The following is an 18,059-nucleotide window of genomic DNA, read 5'->3' on the forward strand; positions in this document are numbered from 1 at the left end:
GTGCGGCTATTCGAGTGCCGGTAGTGCGTCGCCTGGTTGGCGACTGGTGTTCACCTGGGCTCCCGCCGATCGGCCCAACACGAGGGGACCCCCGCGCGGGGCGACACAAGAGCAACGTCTAGAGTGGCGTGGTACGCGCAAGCCTTTACCGGACTTTCACGCCTGAAGAGTGCGAGTCGGAGCTTGCTGGATTCTCTCTCAGGGGTGTGCGTGACGGCCGTCGAATCCCGTCCAGCGGCGGTGCTCGGGACGAGCCCCGGTCACCGGCCGTTCGGGGCCAGGGCCATGGCATTCGTGGCTTTGACCAAGCCTCGGATCATCGAACTTCTGCTGATCACCACAGTGCCGGTGATGTTCCTGGCCGAGGGGAGCGTTCCCTCCCTCTGGCTGGTTCTCGCGACCTGCTTCGGCGGTTACCTCTCGGCCGGTGGCGCGAACGCGCTGAACATGTACATCGACCGCGACATCGACGCGTTGATGGACCGCACCGCGCAGCGGCCGCTGGTGACCGGCATGGTGAGCCCGCGCGAGTGCCTGGCCTTCGGCCTCGGCCTCGCGGTGGTCTCCACCCTCTTCTTGGGGCTCCTCGTCAACTGGCTGTCCGCGGCCCTGTCGCTCGGAGCGCTCCTCTTCTACGTCGTGGTCTACACGATGCTGTTGAAGCGGCGCACTTCGCAGAACATCGTCTGGGGCGGCATCGCCGGTTGCATGCCGGTGCTCATCGGCTGGTCCGCGGTGAAGAACGAGGTCTCCTGGGCCGCGATCATCCTGTTCCTCGTCATCTTCTTCTGGACGCCGCCGCACTACTGGCCGCTGTCCATGAAGGTCAAGGACGACTACGCGCGGGCCGGCGTGCCGATGCTGCCGGTCGTGGCGGGCAACAAGGTCGTGGCGCGCCAGATCGTCCTCTACAGCTGGGTGATGGTGGCGGTCTCGCTGCTGCTGACCCCGCTCGGCTACACCGGCTGGTTCTACACGACGGTGGCGCTGGTGGCCGGCGGTTGGTGGCTTTGGGAGGCGCACGCGCTGAACGCGCGCGCCAAGTCGGGCGTGACGGGCGCGAAGCTGAAGGAGATGCGACTGTTCCACTGGTCGATCACCTATGTGTCGCTGCTCTTCGTCGCCGTCGCCGTGGATCCCTTCCTCAAGTGATTACTCGTCGGTAGCATCGAGTCATGGCAGACACCGCAGACACCCCGGTCACCCCGGCCACGCCGGACAAGAAGCAGGACCGCACCGCCGCGAAGCTGGCCCGGCAGATCGGCGCGTTCGCCAAGCGGCACGGCGGCGCCGAGGGCCAGCTCGCCCACATCGGGCAGGCCGGCACCCGGATCGTGCTCGTGGGCACCGACGGAGGCTGGGGCGACCTGGTGGCCCCGACCTACGGCGTGGCCGAGCTGGCCGCCGAGAAGGCCGGGCTGACCCTGCACGAGGAGTTCGACGGCGAGTTCGCCGCGCGCGTGCGGACCGGGCCCTACGAGTGGACCCGGATGGCCGGCATCCAGATGGGCGGACCCGCCAATCCCGGATTCTGAGGGCTCGGTCAACAGCGCGAGCAACACCTCACACCCCGCTCACCCGTTAGGACGTGTGGAAGCCCCTTCCTCACGTCCGCAACGGGATGACCGGATGATCGAAACGCCGCCCCTGGTGGACCAGTACTGCCAGGGAGTGCTCCGCACGGAGCTGGGCCTCGGCACCTTCGAGGCCCACCTGATCAGCTCTGCCGGCCCGCCCGCCGCCGGCACCACCTTCTTCGACACCCAGACCGGCTTCGCCGTGCGCCGCTGGTGTCCGCCGCTGCTGGGGCTGGAGCCCCACTGCACGCCCGCCCGCTACCTGGCCCGCCGGCGTGAACTCGGGGTCGTCGAGGCCGGCAAACGCCTGCTGCGCGGCTCCGGGGTCGCCGCGTACCTGGTCGACACGGGGGTCCCCGGGGACCTCACCGGGCCCAAGGAACTCTCCCTCGCCGGTGACGCCGAGACCTTCGAGATCGTACGGCTGGAGCTGCTGGCCGAGCAGGTCGCCGACACCTCCGGAACCGTCACCGCCTTCCTCTCCAACCTCGTCGAGGCCCTCCAGCACGCCGCCGCCGGGGCCGCGGCCTTCAGCTGCGGGGCCGCCGCCGGATACCCCGCCGTGCTGGCCTTCGCCCCCGAGCCGCCCGGTCCCGGCGAGGTCCACGGGGCGGCCGGGCGGTGGCTGGCCCGCCGGGCCAAGGGCGAGGCCGTACGCGACCCCGTGCTCCTGCGGCACCTGCTGTGGAGCGCGGTGGCGTCCGGGTTGCCGATCCAGCTGCACACGGGCGCGGGGGAGCCGGCGGAGTACCCGGGGCGGGCCGATCCGGCCCTGCTGACGGACTTCGTACGGGCCACCGCGGGCCTCGGGACCCGGCTCGTGCTGCTCGGCGGCTATCCGTACCACCGCCACTCGGCGCGACTGGCGTCCGCCTTCCCCCACGTGTACGCCGACCTGGGCGCCGTCCTCTCGCAGACCGGGGCGCGGGCGGCGACGGTACTGGCCGAACTGCTGGAGACCGCCCCCTTCGGGAAGCTGATGTTCTCCAGCGGCGGTCGCCGACTGCCCGAGCTGCACGCCGTCGGCGCCCTGGTCTTCCGGCAGGCGCTCCAGGACGTGCTCGGTGGCTGGGTCGCCGACGGGTCCTGGTCCCGGCGGGACGCGGACCGGGTCGCGGCCATGATCGCGGCGGGGAACGCCCGGCGCGTCTACCGACTGGACGAACGCGCCTGAGCGGCCCGGCCCACGAGGGCCGGGCCGCTCAGGCGGATCGGGTGTCTCAGACGGTCGCGAGCAGCGGGTCGCCCTGGGCCGGGATCCCGGCCTTGTCGGCAGGCCGCTCGCGCAGGCTCAGCGCGACGCGGAGCACCGCGATCCACACCAGGCACGAGCCCAGCATGTGGGCGGCGACCAGGGCCTCGGGCACCTGGGTGAAGAACTGCACGTAGCCGATGGCGCCCTGGGCGAGCAGCACGATCAGCAGGTCCCGGGCGCGCGCCCGGGTGTCGACGGGGGCGTCGACCACGCGCAGCACCAGCCACATCGCGACGGCGAGCGCGCACACCACCCAGGCGGCGATGGCGTGCACGTGGGCCGTGGCCGCCCAGTCGAACGGCATCCGCCTGATCTCGCTGCTGTCACCCGCGTGCGGACCGGACCCGGTGACCACCGTGCCGGCGGCGATCAGGACCAGGGTGGTGGCGATCAGCGTCCAGGAGAGCCTGCGCACGGGTGCGGGCACCCGGGGCCGGGCCGGGGAGTCGCCCTCGGCCGCGCGCTGCCAGGTGATCGTCGTCACCGTGATCAGCGAGGTGGCGAGCAGGAAGTGCCCGGCCACGCTGTACGGGTTGAGCCCCGTCAGGACGGTGATGCCGCCGAGCACGGCGTTGCCCATCACGATGGCGAACTGGAGCCAGCCCATCCGGGACAGGGAACGCCGCCACCGCTTCGTCGAACGGGCGGCGACGATGGCCCAGCCGACGGCGGCGCAGAGCACGTACGTCAGCATGCGGTTGCCGAACTCGATCGCCCCGTGGAAGCCCTGTTCCCGGGTGACGATCAGGCTTTCGTCGGTGCACTTGGGCCAGGTGTCGCAGCCGAGACCGGATCCGGTCAGTCGCACCGCGCCGCCGGTGACGACGATGACCACGCTCATGACGAGCGCGGCGAGCGCGGCCCGCCGGACGGTCCGGGGTGACGGGGTCCAGCGGCCGGCGATGAAGGAGAGAGGGGTCAACACGGCCCCTATCGTAGGCCGCGCCTTGTGCAAACTTTCACGAGGGGGTGCCGGCGGCCGAGTCGGGTCCTATGACCAGGCGGAATCGTGCTCCGGCCGGGTCTCCCTCCTCGTGCCACCACAGCCGGATCCGCCACAGGCCGTTGTCGCCCGGGTAGTCCGGCGAATCCATGAAGCCGCGCACCAGCTCCGCCGCCACGTCCTCCGCGGTGCGGTCGCGCACCTCCGTCGAGCCGTGCCACGGACGCTCCTGTACGGTCCACAGCCCGTCCGCGCCCCGGACCTCCAGCCGCCACACCGCGAGCCAGGGCGTGACCTCCAGCATCGTGCCCACCTGCTCGGCGCCCAGGCCCAACCGGGCCGCGATCTCGGGCTCCGCGACGCCCTGGATCCGCGCCGCCACCACCGCCTGGGGCAGCAGCCGTTCGGGCAGCAGGCCGCCCGCGCGCAGGCTCACCAGCGACTCGAAGGACAGGAAGCGCAGGCGCAGTTCCAACTGCCGGCCGATGTGGTCCAGGGCCTCCTCGGCCTCCTGGGCCTCCTCGGCGCCGGGCGCGGCCAGCAGCAGGCGGCGAAACCCCGCCTCCGCGTCGACGGCCCAGGCCACCGCGTCCTCGGCGGACCCCAGCTCCGCGAGCCGGTCCCCGAGGAACACCTTGGCCTGCGCCAGACCCCGGCGGTTGACCGGGTCGTGCTGGTCGAGGGACGCCCACACCTCGACGGCGGTGCGGGTCAGGTCCCGGGCGCGCTCGCCGGCCGCGCGCTCCATCGGGGTCGGGCCGCTCTCGGCCACCGTGCCCAGCGGGTGCCGGGGGAGCCGTGCGTCGTCGCTGAGGGGCCAGGCCAGCCAGACTCCCTGGTTGATCAGCCCCCGGGCGTACCAGCGAGCGTACTCGGGGGCGTGCCCTGCGGCCTGCTGCGCGTGCCGCAGGGCTTCCTCGATCGCCGAGAGCGCCCCGGCCCGGTCCCCGGCGGCGAACCGGCGGGCCGCGAGGTCGCCCAGCCGCAGCCCCAGCCGGGCCGCGCACTCGGCGTCCGTCCGGGCGGGCTCGCGGAGCGCGCCGATCAACTCGGCCAGCAGCCGGTCGCTCTCGCCGGGCTCCGCGTGCGCGGCTCCCGAGCGGACTCTCGCCCACTGCTCGTCCAGCCGCAGAACGGCCTCCCGCTGTGTCATGCCCGCCCCCCGGCGTCATCGTCGTGCGTCACTGATGCGTGGAGGTGGTCATCCTCCTGCCATGCCAACGCGCGAGGGAGGGGATTCACTCCCAGCGGAAGAACCGCGCGGCGGCGCCCAGCCCCAGCACCGCCCAGCCGAACAAGATCGCGGCGTCGCCCCAGGGCATCGAGGCCCCGTGTTGGAGCACCTCGCGCAGCCCGTCGGACAGGGCCGAGATCGGCAGCAGTTCGAGTACGGAGCGCACGGCGTCGGGGAACTTGTCCAGCGGCACGATCACCCCGCCGCCGACCAGCAGCAGCAGGAAGACGAGGTTGGCGGCGGCCAGGGTCATCTCGGCCTTGAGGGTGCCCGCCATCAGCAGGCCCAGCCCCGAGAAGGCCGCGGTGCCGAGCAGGATCAGCGCCGCGACCGACATCGGGTTCCCGTGCGGGGACCAGCCCAGCGCGAGGGCGATCACCGTCAGCAGGGCGACCTGGAGCACCTCGGTGACCAGGACGGACAGGGTCTTGGCAGCCATCAGGGCCCGGCGCGGCAGCGGGGAGGCCCCGAGCCGCTTGAGGACCCCGTAGCGACGGTCGAAACCGGTGGCGATGGCCTGGCCGGTGAAGGCGGTGGACATCACCGCGAGGGCGAGGACGCCGGGCGCCAGGAAGTCCACGGCCTTGCCCTCGCCGGTGTCCACGACGTCCACGGCGGAGAAGAGCACCAGCAGCAGCGCCGGAATGATCACGGTGAGCAGGAGCTGCTCCCCGTTGCGCAGCAGCATCCGGGTCTCCAGCGCGGTCTGCGCCCGGATCATGCGGGACAGGGGAGCGGCCCCCGGGTCGGGGGTGAACGTACCGGCGCTCATGCGCGCAGCTCCTTGCCCGTGAGTTCGAGGAAGACGTCTTCCAGCGTGTGCCGCTCGACCGAGAGGCTGTCCGGCATCACCCCGTTCTGCGCGCACCAGGACGCGACGGTGGCCAGCAGCTGCGGGTGCACGTCACCGGTGACCCGGTAGACGCCGGCGCTGAGCTCGGCGGCCTCGGTGCCGTCGGGCAGCGCCTTCAGCAGGGAGGCCAGGTCCAGGGAGGGGCGGCCGGTGAAGCGCAGGGTGTTCTCGGCACCGCCCCGACAGAGCTGCTCGGGGCTGCCGTGGGCGATGACCCTGCCCGCGTCGACGATGGCGACCTCGTCGGCGAGCTGCTCGGCCTCGTCCATGTGGTGTGTGGTCAGGACGATGGTGACCCCGTCGGCGCGCAGTTCCCGTACGAGGTCCCAGGTCGCGCGGCGGGCCTGCGGGTCGAGACCGGCCGTGGGCTCGTCGAGGAAGACCAGCTCGGGCCGGCCCACGACGGCCATGGCGAGCGACAGGCGCTGCTGCTGGCCGCCGGAGAGCCGGCGGTAGGCGGTGCGGCCGCACCCGCCGAGTCCGAGGCGTTCCACGAGGGTGTCCACGTCGAGCGGGTTCGCGTACAGCCTGGCCATGTGGCGGAGCATCTCGACGGCGCGGGCGCCGGAGTAGACCCCGCCGGACTGGAGCATGACGCCGATCCGCGGGCGCAGGGCCCCGGCCTGGGTGATCGGGTCGAGGCCGAGGACGCGGACGGTGCCCGCGTCGGGGCGCCGGTAGCCCTCGCAGGTCTCCACGGTGGTGGTCTTGCCCGCGCCGTTGGGACCCAGTACCGCGGTGACCGACGCCGTGCGGACGGTGAGGTCCAGTCCGTCCACGGCCGGTCGGTGGGGGTGGGGGCGGTACCGCTTCACCAGTCCGCGGATCTCCACGGCGGGGTCGTTGCTCATGCGGGTGAGTCTACGGAGGGCCGAGGGGGGTCCTCGGTGCCGGGGGCGGCGGGGCCACGGGCATGGCCGTCCATGATTTCTCGGCGCGCCGCGACGTGGTCGAAATCCCCGTTCCAGGGCCGCCGGCGCGGATTTCCCGGCTCCCGGATTCGAACACCGCGTCGCGATCACGGCTCTTTTCGGCCCGATGGCCCTGGATGGCCCAGTCGGTTTCCGTGAACTTTTCCGGGTCCCGGCGTTTTCCGTCCCGGGGCCCTCTCGGGCGGGGGATTGCTGGTGGGGGCCGTTGCCCGGTGCTCCCGAGGCACTGTCCGAGAGTGTGGAATGCAGGCCTCCGAATAACTCTGCGTCGACAAATTAGGTAACCCTTAGTGATGGAGGCCACCCGGGGTGGCCCCGGTCACGGCTTGTCGATGCTCGGTTAATTACGCAACAATGGCGTTGTGAAATACGGCGAACGGATGATCGAGACCCCCCAGGGGGAACTCGTGACCGGGGAGCGGTCCACCCGCAACCGGGTCGCGCGCTCCATCCTGGACCACGGTCCGTCCACCGTCGCCGACCTCGCCAAGCGTCTCGGCCTCACCCAGGCCGCCGTCCGTCGTCACCTCGACGCACTCGTCGCCGACGACGTGATCGCACCCCGCGAGCAGCGTGTGTACGGCGCACGTACGCGGGGTCGGCCGGCCAAGGTGTTCGCGCTCACCGACTGCGGCCGCGACGCGTTCGACCAGTCCTACGACTCGCTCGCCGTCGAGGCCCTGCGCTGGATCGCGCAGTCCGCCGGCGGGGGCGAGCAGGGCGAGGCGGCGGTCGCCGCGTTCGCCCGCGCACGACTGGCCGCACAGGCGGAGACCTACCGGGAATCCGTCGAGGCGGCCGCCCCCGCGGAACGGACCGAGGCTCTGGCCAAGGCGTTGACCGCGGACGGGTACGCTGCCACGGCGAAGAGCGCTCCCGGTCCGCACAGCGGTGAACAGCTCTGCCAGCACCACTGCCCGGTCGCCCACGTGGCCGAGCAGTTCCCGCAGCTCTGCGAGGCGGAGACCGAGGTCTTCTCCCGCCTGCTCGGGACACATGTGCAGCGACTCGCCACGATCGCCCACGGCGACGGGGTGTGCACGACGTTCATTCCGCGCAGCGCGGGCACCGGCGCCAAGGGCGTCGCACAGACCGACACATCAGTATCTGCAAGTACGGCCGGGAGGAACCCCGCATGACCACGGAGACTGCTCACCCTGAGCTCGATGGCCTGGGCACCTACGAATACGGCTGGGCCGACTCCGACGCGGCGGGCGCCACCGCCAAGCGGGGTCTGTCCGAGGATGTCGTCCGCGACATCTCGGCCAAGAAGTCCGAGCCGGAGTGGATGCTGAACCTCCGGCTGAAGGGCCTGAAGCTGTTCGGCAAGAAGCCCATGCCGAACTGGGGCTCGGACCTCTCCGGCATCGACTTCGACAACATCAAGTACTTCGTGCGTTCGACCGAGAAGCAGGCCGCTTCCTGGGAGGACCTGCCCGAGGACATCAAGAACACGTACGACAAGCTCGGCATCCCCGAGGCGGAGAAGCAGCGCCTCGTCGCCGGTGTCGCGGCCCAGTACGAGTCCGAGGTCGTCTACCACCAGATCCGCGAGGACCTGGAGGAGCAGGGCGTCATCTTCCTCGACACGGACACCGCGCTGAAGGAGCACCCCGAGCTCTTCCAGGAGTACTTCGGCACGGTCATCCCGGTCGGCGACAACAAGTTCGCGTCGCTGAACACCGCCGTGTGGTCGGGCGGCTCGTTCATCTACGTCCCCAAGGGCGTCAAGGTCGACATCCCGCTCCAGGCCTACTTCCGCATCAACACGGAGAACATGGGCCAGTTCGAGCGGACGCTGATCATCGTCGACGAGGACGCCTACGTCCACTACGTCGAGGGCTGCACCGCCCCGATCTACTCCTCGGACTCGCTGCACAGCGCCGTGGTCGAGATCATCGTGAAGAAGGGCGGCCGCTGCCGCTACACGACGATCCAGAACTGGTCGAACAACGTCTACAACCTGGTCACCAAGCGCGCCGTGGCGTACGAGGGCGCGACCATGGAGTGGATCGACGGCAACATCGGTTCCAAGGTCACCATGAAGTACCCGGCGGTCTACCTGATGGGCGAGCACGCCAAGGGCGAGACCCTGTCCATCGCCTTCGCGGGCGAGGGCCAGCACCAGGACGCCGGCTCCAAGATGGTCCACATGGCGCCGAACACCTCCTCGAACATCGTCTCCAAGTCGGTGGCGCGAGGTGGCGGCCGCACCTCCTACCGCGGTCTGGTCGAGATCGGCGAAGGCGCGCACGGCTCCAAGTCCAACGTGCTGTGCGACGCGCTCCTGGTCGACACGATCTCCCGCTCGGACACGTACCCCTACGTGGACGTCCGCGAGGACGACGTCTCCATGGGGCACGAGGCCACCGTCTCCAAGGTCTCCGACGACCAGCTCTTCTACCTGATGAGCCGCGGTCTGACCGAGTTCGAGGCCATGGCCATGATCGTGCGCGGCTTCGTCGAGCCCATCGCCCGTGAGCTGCCCATGGAGTACGCGCTGGAGCTGAACCGGCTGATCGAGCTGCAGATGGAGGGCTCGGTCGGTTAGTCCCGACCCGGCCGGACCATCCGCAGCACATTCATAGACGTAGGAAGAGAGCAAGACGACAGCCATGGCTGAGGCTCAGAACATTCCGGCGGGCTCGACCACCGCCGGCGCGATCGCGGTGGCCGCAGAGTCCACCGTCGCCACCCGGATGAGCGCGCCCCCGTCCTTCGACGTGGCGGACTTCCCGGTTCCCAACGGCCGCGAGGAGGAGTGGCGGTTCACCCCGCTCGCCCGCCTCAAGGGCCTGCACGACGGCACCGCGGTCGCCGACGGCACCCTGAAGGCCCAGATCGACGCGCCCGAGGTCGTCACGATCGAGTCGGTGGAGCGCGGCGACGCGCGCATCGGCAAGGCGGGCACCCCGGTGGACCGGGTCGCCGCGCAGGCGTTCTCGTCCTTCGCCAAGGCCACGGTCGTCACCGTGCCCAAGGAGGCCGTCCTCACCGAGCCCGTGCGCGTCACGCTGCACGGCGAGGGGGGCACCACCTTCGGCCACACGGTCTTCGACGTGAAGGCCTTCGCCGAGGCCGTCGTCGTCATCGACCACACCGGTGACGGCGTGCGCGCCGCCAACGTCGACTTCCTCGTCGGTGACGGCGCGAAGCTCACCGTCGTGTCGGTGCAGGACTGGGACGACACCGCCGTCCACGTCTCCCAGCACAACGCGCTGGTGGGCCGCGACGCGACCTTCAAGTCGATCGTCGTCACCTTCGGCGGCGACCTCGTCCGCCTGCACCCGCGCGTGACCTACGCCGGCCCCGGCGGCGAGGCCGAGCTCTTCGGCCTGTACTTCACGGACGCCGGCCAGCACCAGGAGCACCGCCTCCTGGTCGACCACAGCGCCCCGCACTGCAAGTCGAACGTGGTCTACAAGGGCGCCCTCCAGGGCCAGGACGCCCACGCGGTCTGGATCGGTGACGTGCTCATCGAGAAGACCGCCGAGGGCACCGACACCTACGAGATGAACCGCAACCTCGTCCTCACGGACGGCGCGCGGGTCGACTCGGTGCCGAACCTGGAGATCGAGACCGGCGAGATCGTCGGCGCCGGCCACGCCTCCGCGACCGGCCGCTTCGACGACGAGCAGCTCTTCTACCTCCAGGCCCGCGGCATCCCGGCCGACGAGGCCCGCCGGCTGGTCGTGCGCGGCTTCTTCGCCGAGCTGGTCCAGCAGATCGGTGTCGACGACATCGAGGAGCGCCTGCTCTCCAAGATCGAGACCGAGCTCCAGGGTTCCGTCTGATGAATTACGTCAAGGCCTGTGCGCTGAGCGAGCTGGAGGCGGACACCCCCAAGCGGGTGGAACTCGACGGCACGCCGGTGTCCATCGTCTCCACCGAGGGGGAGGTGTTCGCGATCAACGACATCTGCTCGCACGCGAACGTGTCCCTCTCGGAGGGCGAGGTCGAGGACTGCATGATCGAGTGCTGGCTGCACGGCTCGGCGTTCGACCTGCGAACCGGCAAGCCGTCCGGCCTGCCCGCGACGCGCCCCGTACCCGTATACCCCGTAAAGATCGAAGGGGACGACGTGCTCGTCTCCCTCACCCAGGAGTCCTGAGGTATCCATGGCAACGCTTGAAATCCACGACCTGCACGTCTCCGTCGAGGCCGAGCACGGCGCCCGCGAGATCCTCAAGGGCGTCGACCTCACCGTCAAGCAGGGTGAGACGCACGCCATCATGGGTCCGAACGGCTCCGGCAAGTCCACGCTGGCCTACTCGCTGGCCGGTCACCCGAAGTACACGATCACCGGTGGCACCGTCACCCTCGACGGCGAAGACGTCCTGGAGATGTCCGTCGACGAGCGCGCCCGCGCCGGCCTGTTCCTCGCCATGCAGTACCCGGTCGAGGTCCCCGGCGTCTCGGTCTCCAACTTCCTGCGCACCTCGGCCACCGCCATCCGCGGTGAGGCGCCCAAGCTGCGCACCTGGGTGAAGGAGGTCAAGTCCGCCATGGAGCAGCTCCAGATGGACACGGCCTTCGCCGAGCGCAACGTCAACGAGGGCTTCTCCGGCGGCGAGAAGAAGCGCCACGAGATCCTCCAGCTGGAGCTCCTCAAGCCGAAGATCGCGATCCTCGACGAGACCGACTCCGGCCTGGACGTCGACGCCCTGCGCGTCGTCTCCGAGGGCGTCAACCGGGTCCGTGAGAGCGGCGAGGTCGGCACCCTGCTGATCACCCACTACACGCGCATCCTGCGCTACATCAAGCCCGACTTCGTGCACGTGTTCGCGAACGGCCGGATCGCCGAGTCCGGCGGCGCCGAGCTGGCGGACCAGCTGGAGGCCGAGGGTTACGACAAGTACGTGAAGGGTGGCGCGACCGCGTGACACAGCTGCCTGGCCTCCTCGACATCGAGGCGATCCGCAAGGACTTCCCCCTTCTGGATCGTGTGGTCCACGACGGGAAGAAGATCGTTTACCTGGACAACGCTGCGACCTCGCAGAAGCCGCGCCAGGTGCTCGACGCGTTGAACGAGTACTACGAGCAGCACAACGCCAACGTCCACCGCGGCGTGCACGTGCTCGCAGAGGAGGCCACGGCGCTGTACGAGGGCGCCCGCGACAAGGTCGCCGCCTTCATCAACGCACCGAGCCGCGACGAGGTGATCTTCACCAAGAACGCCTCGGAGTCGCTCAACCTGGTCGCGAACATGCTCGGCTGGGCGGACGAGCCCTACCGGGTCGACCGCGAGACCGAGATCGCCATCACGGAGATGGAGCACCACTCCAACATCGTCCCGTGGCAGCTGCTCTCGCAGCGCACGGGCGCGAAGCTGAAGTGGTTCGGCCTCACCGACGACGGCCGGCTCGACCTGTCCAACATCGAAGAGGTCATCACGGAGAAGACGAAGATCGTCTCCTTCACGCTGGTCTCCAACATCATGGGCACGGTCAACCCGACCGAGGCGATCGTCCGGCGCGCGCAGGAGGTCGGCGCCCTGGTGCTGATCGACGCCTCGCAGGCCGCCCCGCACATGCCGCTGGACGTACAGGCGCTCGGCGCCGACTTCGTGGCCTTCACCGGCCACAAGATGTGCGGCCCGACCGGCATCGGCGTCCTGTGGGGCCGGCAGGAGCTCCTGGAGGACCTCCCGCCGTTCCTCGGTGGCGGCGAGATGATCGAGACCGTGTCGATGCACGCCTCGACCTACGCCCCGGCCCCGCACAAGTTCGAGGCGGGTACGCCCCCGATCGCCCAGGCCGTCGGCCTCGGCGCGGCCGTGGACTACCTGAGCGCGATCGGCATGGACAAGATCGCCGCGCACGAGCACGCGATCACGGAGTACGCCGTCAAGCGCCTCCTGGAGGTGCCCGACCTGCGGATCATCGGCCCCACCACGGCCGAGGACCGCGGCGCCGCCATCTCCTTCACGCTGGGTGACATCCACCCGCACGACGTCGGCCAGGTGCTGGACGAGCAGGGCATCGCGGTCCGCGTGGGACACCACTGCGCGCGCCCCGTCTGCCTGCGCTACGGAATTCCCGCGACCACGCGGGCGTCTTTCTACCTGTACTCCTCTCCGGCCGAGGTCGACGCGCTGATCGACGGGCTGGAGCACGTACGGAACTTCTTCGGATAGCGACGAAGGCGGACGAGGACGCAGTGAAGCTGGATTCGATGTACCAGGAACTGATCCTGGACCACTACAAGCACCCGCACGGGCGTGGCCTGCGCGACGGCGACGCCGAGGTGCACCACGTCAACCCCACGTGCGGTGACGAGATCACGCTGCGCGTGAAGTACGACGGCGAGACGCTCACCGACGTCTCGTACGAGGGCCAGGGCTGCTCCATCAGCCAGGCCAGCGCGTCCGTGCTGAACGAGCTGCTGGTCGGCAAGGACCTCGCCGACGCGCGTCGGATCCAGGAGACCTTCCTGGAGCTGATGCAGTCCAAGGGCAAGATCGAGCCCGACGAGGCCATGGAAGAGGTACTGGAGGACGCGGTCGCGTTCGCCGGTGTCGCCAAGTTTCCCGCCCGCGTGAAGTGTGCTCTGCTGAGCTGGATGGCGTGGAAGGACGCGACCGCCCAGGCCCTGGGCGACGCGGAGAGGAAGACGGCATGACCGAGAACGCGACGCCCGAGGCGTCGATCAAGCCGGCCAGCGAGGAAGAGGTCCGCGAGGCCCTCTACGACGTGGTCGACCCCGAGCTGGGCATCGACGTCGTGAACCTGGGCCTGATCTACGGCATCCACGTCGACGACGCGAACATCGCCACCCTCGACATGACGCTCACCTCGGCGGCCTGCCCGCTGACGGACGTCATCGAGGACCAGGCGAAGTCGGCGACGGAAGGCATCGTCAACGAACTTCGCATCAACTGGGTCTGGATGCCCCCGTGGGGCCCGGACAAGATCACGGATGACGGCCGTGAGCAGCTGCGCGCACTCGGTTTCAACGTCTGAGTCGACGTGTGTGAGGAGGGGCCCCCGGCACGGTGCCGGGGGCCCCTCCTGCCGTTCGGGCCCTCGCGGGGCCCGGGCGGACGGGCTCGGGCACGGCCGGGCGGGAGGCGGAGCGGGCCGTGACGCGTGTCGTGGCGAATGTCGTGATGTGTGTCGTGATGTGTGTCGTCCTCCTGTCGTCCGTCCTCCCGCGACGTCCGCTCCTCGGCCTGTTCGTCCGGCCGTCGGGCGGTGTGCACCGGAAGTTGGCCGCGGTGGCCGAATCTTCTCCATGGCCGCCACGCTCATGCCGTGGCGCAGCAGTCGAGAGGACCATCTGTGACCGTTCGCCCATCGCCGGCGCGCCGTGCGGGCGCCCTCGGCGTCGCCGGGGCCGCGGCCCTCCTCGTCGCGGGGCTGACAGCGCCCGCGCACGCCGTCGGGTACGCCGATCCGACGATCTCGCTCTCCGCCACGCACCTCACCGGGGCCGTGGGCGCGTACGGCGACCCCGCCGTGACGGTGGACGTCGAGCAGCCCGGGGTGCCGGCCGGCTTCCTGCGGCTGCGGGTGCTGTCCTCCAGCAACCCCGCGGTGGCCGCCGTGGGGGACGTACGGCAGCAGCGGACCCCCTCGGGCGACCGCAGCCTGACGGTGCGCCCGCGGGGCCAGGGGTACACCGACCTGATGCTCCAGGTCACCGGACGCGGTGGGAAGACCGCGACGGCCACCCTGGCCTACGCCGCCTCGGCGCGGGTCGGCGGCGCGCCCACGACCCGCTACCTCACCGGGTCCTCGGACGCCTCGGCCGCCGTGGACGTGGGCGGCGGACACGTGCTGGTGGCCGACGACGAGTCCAACGTCCTGCGCCTGTACGACCGCTCCCGCACCGGCGCGCCGGTCAGGACCTGGGACCTCGGCCCCTCGCTCGGCCTGAAGAAGGAGGTCGACATCGAGGCGGCGGCCCGGGTGGGCGACACCGTCTACTGGACGGGCTCGCTGGGCAACAACAAGGACGGCAAGTACAAGGCGGAGCGGAACACGGTCTTCACCACGACGATCACCGGATCCGGCGCCGGCACCGAGGTCACCTTCGGCAGCGCCCACCACGGCCTGCGCGAGGACCTGATCGCCTGGGACACCGCGCACGGCAACCGCTTCGGCTTCGCGGCCGGCACGGCGAACGGGCAGGTCCCCAAGCGGATCGACGGCTTCAACATCGAGGGGCTGGAGTTCGCGCCGGGCTCCACCACCACCGCCTATCTCGGATTCCGGGCGCCGCTCGCCCCGGCCGTGCCGGGCGGCAAGGCGCTCGTCGTACCCGTCACCAACATGGACCGGGTGGTCGCGGGCACGGCCGCGCCGGTCTTCGGCGAGCCGATCGAGATGGACCTCGGTGGCCTCGCGATCCGCGACATCCGCAGGAACGCGGCGAACCAGTACCTGATCCTGGCCGGCTCGTGGGCCGCCGACGACAACTCCGACCCGTACGCGCTGTACGAGTGGGACGGAGTCCCCGGGCACGCCCCGCGCAAGCGGGCCGACCTGCCCACCACCGATCCCGGGGGGTGGGAGGTCGTGGTGAACGTGCCCGACCTGAGGGTGCCCGGGGCCCGCGTGCAACTGATCACCGACAGCGGCTCCGCCGACCTGTACGGCGACGGCAGGGAAGCCAAGGACCTCGACCACCCGGAGTGGAAGAAGGCCCGCTCCGCATGGTTCACGCTCGGCCCTACGCGTGGCGGACACCGATGACGCGTGGCGCCGCCGATGACCGGGTGGGGGACACCGATGAACGTGTGGCGACACCGATGACCGTGTGGGGGACACCGATGAACTCGTGGGGGACACCGATGAAGCGGACGACGCGACGGACGACGCCGGGGAACAGGCAGCGGGCGACGCGGCGGCTGGGTGTCGCCGCCCTCGCCGCGCTGACGCTCGCCGGGGTGAACTCACCGGCCCTGGCGACCGGTTACGGCACACCGACCATCACCTTCTCCGCCTCCTACCTGTCGGGGGCCGTCGGCGGGGTCGGGGATCCCGTCGTGGACGTGACCGTGGGACAGAGCGGCGCGGACGCGTCCGCGCTGGTCGTCAGCGCGACGGCCTCCAGCAAGGCCTCGGTCGCCGGGACCGGGGACGTCACCGTCACCGGCGCGGGCGCGGTCCGGCAACTGGCCGTGACCGCACGGGGCCGCGGCTACACCAACCTCACCGTCAAGGTGAGTGGGCTGGGCGGCAAGAGCGCCACCAAGACCCTGTCGTACGCGGCGTCGGCCGCCGTGGCGAACCCCGCCGACGCGCGCTACCTCGTCGGCGCCTCGGACTCCTCGGCCGCCGTGGACGTCGGCGGCGGCTACACCGTGGTCGCGGACGACGAGTCGAACGTGCTGCGGCTGTACGACCGTTCCCGGTCCGCCGCGCCGCTGAGGACCTGGGACTTCAGCTCACAGCTCGGGGTGAGCAAGGAGGTGGACATCGAGGGGGCGACCCGGATCGGCGACACCGTCTACTGGACCGGTTCGCTCGGCAACAACAAGGACGGCGAGTACAAGGCGCCCCGCAACACGGTGTTCACCACCACGCTCAGCGGATCCGGGGCGGGCGCGCAACTCGCGTACGGACGCTCGTACAAGAAGCTCCGCGACGACCTGGTGGCCTGGGACAAGGGCAACGGCAACCGCTACCGCTTCGCGGCCGGCACGGCGGACGGCGAGGCGCCGAAGCAGATCGACGGGTTCAACGTGGAGGGGCTGGAGTTCGCGCCGGGCTCCACCACCACCGCCTATCTCGGATTCCGGGCGCCGCTCGCCCCGGCCGTGCCGGGCGGCAAGGCGCTGGTGGTGCCGGTCAGCAACTTCGACAAGGTGCTGTCCACGGGTGCGAAGGCCACCTTCGGCGCGGGCATCGAGCTCGACCTCGGAGGCCTCGCGATCCGCGACATCCGAAAGAACGCGGCGAACCAGTACCTGATCCTGGCCGGCTCGTGGGCCGCCGACGACAACTCGGACCCGTACGCGCTGTACCAGTGGGACGGGGTCGCGGGCCACGCCCCGGTCAAGCGGGCCGACCTGCCGACCACGGATCCCGGCGGCTGGGAGGCCATCGTGGAGGTGCCCGACCTGTCGGTCGCGGGGGCGCGGGTCCAGCTGATCACCGACAGCGGCTCCGCCGACCTGTACGGGGACGGCACCGAGGCCAAGGACCTGACGCACGCGGAGTGGAAGAAGGCGCGGGCGGCCTGGTTCACGCTGAACTGATCCGCCGAACCGATCCGCCGAACTGATCTCCGTTCGCCCCGCCGGACCGGTCTCCCGGCGGGGCGTACGCGGGGAGCGCCCGGGCATGTGTACGGGCGTACGCAACGATGTGTACTCTTGTACGCATGCCCTACGTACTGCTTGCCGCGGCCATCGCCGCCGAGGTCGCCGGCACGACCGCCATGAAGTTCAGCGAAGGCTTCACGAAGCTGTGGCCCTCGATCGGCACGGTCCTGGGCTACCTCATCGCCTTCACCCTGCTCGCGCAGACCCTGAAGACGATGTCGGTGGGAACGGCGTACGCGATCTGGGCGGGCGTCGGCACGGCCGCCATCGCCGCCATCGGCATGCTGTTCCTCGGGGAGGCGGCGACCGCGGCGAAGATCGCCGGAATCGCGCTGATCATCGGCGGGGTCGTCCTGCTGAACCTCGGCGGGGCGGCCCACTGATGCCGGCCGGAGCGGTGCGCCGCCACGACCCGGAACGGCGGCAGCGGATCATCGACGCGGCGATCCGGGTGGTGGGCGCCAAGGGCATCGCGGGCCTGAGTCACCGCACCGTGGCGGCGGAGGCGGACGTCCCCCTGGGATCCACGACCTACCACTTCAAGACCCTGGACGACCTCCTCGTGGCGGCCCTGCGCCAGGCGAACGAGCATTTCGTCCTGGTGCCCGACCCCGCGGAGCCGGACCTCGCGACGGCGCTCGCCCGGCTGCTGGGGGAACTCCTGGCGGCGGGCCGGGACCGGGGACGGGTGGAGTTGGAGTACGAGCTGTACCTGGCGGCCCTGCGCCGCCCTGCGCTGCGGCCGGTGGCCGCCGAGTGGTGCGCGTCCGTGGCGGCGGCGCTGGGCGGGCGGACGGACCCCGTGACGGCGCGGGCGCTGGTGGCGGTGATGGACGGGATCAGTCTCCAGGTCCTGCTGACGGACGCGGAGTACGACCCGGCGTACGCGCGGGACATCCTGGGGCGGGTGCTGGCCGGGGCGTGAAGGGGCGCCGCCCGGGGACGGCGGTCGCCGCCGCCGGGGCCCCGCGCGCACCCTGGTGCGACCGGGGTCT

At 70.8% G+C, this 18,059-nt stretch carries 19 protein-coding genes; 15 read left to right on the forward strand and 4 right to left on the reverse strand.

What is annotated here, in order from left to right; translation table 11 throughout:
* The first annotated feature begins 210 nt into the window (after positions 1-210).
* The 3 genes from ADK55_RS22900 (at position 211) to ADK55_RS22910 (ending at position 2,751) form a co-directional block, all read left to right on the forward strand.
* Positions 211-1,152, forward strand: a complete 942-nt coding sequence (locus ADK55_RS22900) for a heme o synthase (RefSeq protein ID WP_053681680.1) — start codon at positions 211-213, stop codon at positions 1,150-1,152.
* A gap of 23 nt (positions 1,153-1,175) precedes the next feature.
* Positions 1,176-1,535: a hypothetical protein gene (locus tag ADK55_RS22905; RefSeq protein WP_053681620.1), complete on the forward strand. Its 360-nt coding sequence runs from the start codon at positions 1,176-1,178 to the stop codon at positions 1,533-1,535.
* Positions 1,536-1,629: 94 nt separating this feature from the next.
* Positions 1,630-2,751 carry an amidohydrolase family protein gene (locus ADK55_RS22910; RefSeq protein ID WP_053681622.1) on the forward strand — a complete coding sequence of 374 codons (1,122 nt, stop codon included), beginning with the start codon at positions 1,630-1,632 and terminating at the stop codon, positions 2,749-2,751.
* Positions 2,752-2,797: 46 nt separating this feature from the next.
* Here ADK55_RS22910 and ADK55_RS22915 read toward each other — a convergent pair whose 3' ends face one another.
* The 4 genes from ADK55_RS22915 to ADK55_RS22930 all read right to left on the reverse strand — a co-directional run bounded on the left by ADK55_RS22915 (position 2,798) and on the right by ADK55_RS22930 (position 6,713).
* The gene (locus ADK55_RS22915; protein WP_053681682.1) at positions 2,798-3,766 is read right to left on the reverse strand and encodes a COX15/CtaA family protein; all 969 of its coding nucleotides are present in this window, start codon (positions 3,764-3,766) and stop codon (positions 2,798-2,800) included.
* Positions 3,767-3,791: 25 nt separating this feature from the next.
* Complete coding sequence (locus tag ADK55_RS22920) at positions 3,792-4,928, reverse strand: hypothetical protein (protein ID WP_053681624.1); 1,137 nt, start codon at positions 4,926-4,928, stop codon at positions 3,792-3,794.
* An 85-nt stretch (positions 4,929-5,013) separates the two neighbouring features.
* Positions 5,014-5,781: an ABC transporter permease gene (locus ADK55_RS22925; protein ID WP_053681627.1), complete on the reverse strand. Its 768-nt coding sequence runs from the start codon at positions 5,779-5,781 to the stop codon at positions 5,014-5,016.
* Positions 5,778-6,713 (reverse strand): ABC transporter ATP-binding protein, encoded by a 936-nt coding sequence (locus tag ADK55_RS22930; RefSeq protein WP_053681629.1) that lies wholly within the window; start codon positions 6,711-6,713, stop codon positions 5,778-5,780. Before ADK55_RS22930 ends, ADK55_RS22925 begins: the two co-directional genes overlap by 4 nt.
* Before the next feature lie 443 nt (positions 6,714-7,156).
* On the opposite strand from ADK55_RS22930, the gene ADK55_RS22935 reads away from it, so the two are divergent.
* The 12 genes from ADK55_RS22935 (at position 7,157) to ADK55_RS22990 (ending at position 17,989) form a co-directional block, all read left to right on the forward strand.
* Complete coding sequence (locus tag ADK55_RS22935; protein ID WP_420713679.1) at positions 7,157-7,933, forward strand: helix-turn-helix transcriptional regulator; 777 nt, start codon at positions 7,157-7,159, stop codon at positions 7,931-7,933.
* Entirely contained in the window at positions 7,930-9,345 is a 1,416-nt protein-coding gene (gene sufB / locus ADK55_RS22940; protein ID WP_053681633.1) for a Fe-S cluster assembly protein SufB, read from the forward strand. Before ADK55_RS22935 ends, sufB begins: the two co-directional genes overlap by 4 nt.
* A gap of 64 nt (positions 9,346-9,409) precedes the next feature.
* Complete coding sequence (gene sufD / locus ADK55_RS22945; RefSeq protein WP_053681635.1) at positions 9,410-10,588, forward strand: Fe-S cluster assembly protein SufD; 1,179 nt, start codon at positions 9,410-9,412, stop codon at positions 10,586-10,588.
* Positions 10,588-10,905: a bifunctional 3-phenylpropionate/cinnamic acid dioxygenase ferredoxin subunit gene (locus ADK55_RS22950; protein ID WP_053681636.1), complete on the forward strand. Its 318-nt coding sequence runs from the start codon at positions 10,588-10,590 to the stop codon at positions 10,903-10,905. The genes sufD and ADK55_RS22950 overlap by 1 nt, the downstream gene beginning before the upstream one ends.
* 7 nt (positions 10,906-10,912) lie before the next feature.
* Entirely contained in the window at positions 10,913-11,677 is a 765-nt protein-coding gene (gene sufC / locus ADK55_RS22955) for a Fe-S cluster assembly ATPase SufC (protein ID WP_053681638.1), read from the forward strand.
* Positions 11,674-12,930 carry a cysteine desulfurase gene (locus tag ADK55_RS22960; RefSeq protein ID WP_053681641.1) on the forward strand — a complete coding sequence of 419 codons (1,257 nt, stop codon included), beginning with the start codon at positions 11,674-11,676 and terminating at the stop codon, positions 12,928-12,930. The genes sufC and ADK55_RS22960 overlap by 4 nt, the downstream gene beginning before the upstream one ends.
* A 23-nt stretch (positions 12,931-12,953) precedes the next feature.
* Positions 12,954-13,415 carry a Fe-S cluster assembly sulfur transfer protein SufU gene (sufU, locus tag ADK55_RS22965; protein WP_053681643.1) on the forward strand — a complete coding sequence of 154 codons (462 nt, stop codon included), beginning with the start codon at positions 12,954-12,956 and terminating at the stop codon, positions 13,413-13,415.
* Complete coding sequence (locus tag ADK55_RS22970) at positions 13,412-13,756, forward strand: metal-sulfur cluster assembly factor (protein ID WP_053681645.1); 345 nt, start codon at positions 13,412-13,414, stop codon at positions 13,754-13,756. The genes sufU and ADK55_RS22970 overlap by 4 nt, the downstream gene beginning before the upstream one ends.
* Before the next feature lie 318 nt (positions 13,757-14,074).
* Positions 14,075-15,490 (forward strand): hypothetical protein, encoded by a 1,416-nt coding sequence (locus tag ADK55_RS22975; protein WP_420713680.1) that lies wholly within the window; start codon positions 14,075-14,077, stop codon positions 15,488-15,490.
* A gap of 98 nt (positions 15,491-15,588) precedes the next feature.
* The gene (locus ADK55_RS22980; RefSeq protein ID WP_053681649.1) at positions 15,589-16,998 is read left to right on the forward strand and encodes a DUF3616 domain-containing protein; all 1,410 of its coding nucleotides are present in this window, start codon (positions 15,589-15,591) and stop codon (positions 16,996-16,998) included.
* Positions 16,999-17,123: 125 nt separating this feature from the next.
* Positions 17,124-17,447, forward strand: a complete 324-nt coding sequence (locus ADK55_RS22985) for a DMT family transporter (RefSeq protein ID WP_053681650.1) — start codon at positions 17,124-17,126, stop codon at positions 17,445-17,447.
* Positions 17,447-17,989 (forward strand): TetR/AcrR family transcriptional regulator, encoded by a 543-nt coding sequence (locus ADK55_RS22990; RefSeq protein WP_053681653.1) that lies wholly within the window; start codon positions 17,447-17,449, stop codon positions 17,987-17,989. The genes ADK55_RS22985 and ADK55_RS22990 overlap by 1 nt, the downstream gene beginning before the upstream one ends.
* Positions 17,990-18,059: the final 70 nt, after the last annotated feature.

It is taken from the genome of Streptomyces sp. WM4235 (genome assembly GCF_001279725.1).
Classification (GTDB): Bacteria; Actinomycetota; Actinomycetes; order Streptomycetales; family Streptomycetaceae; genus Streptomyces.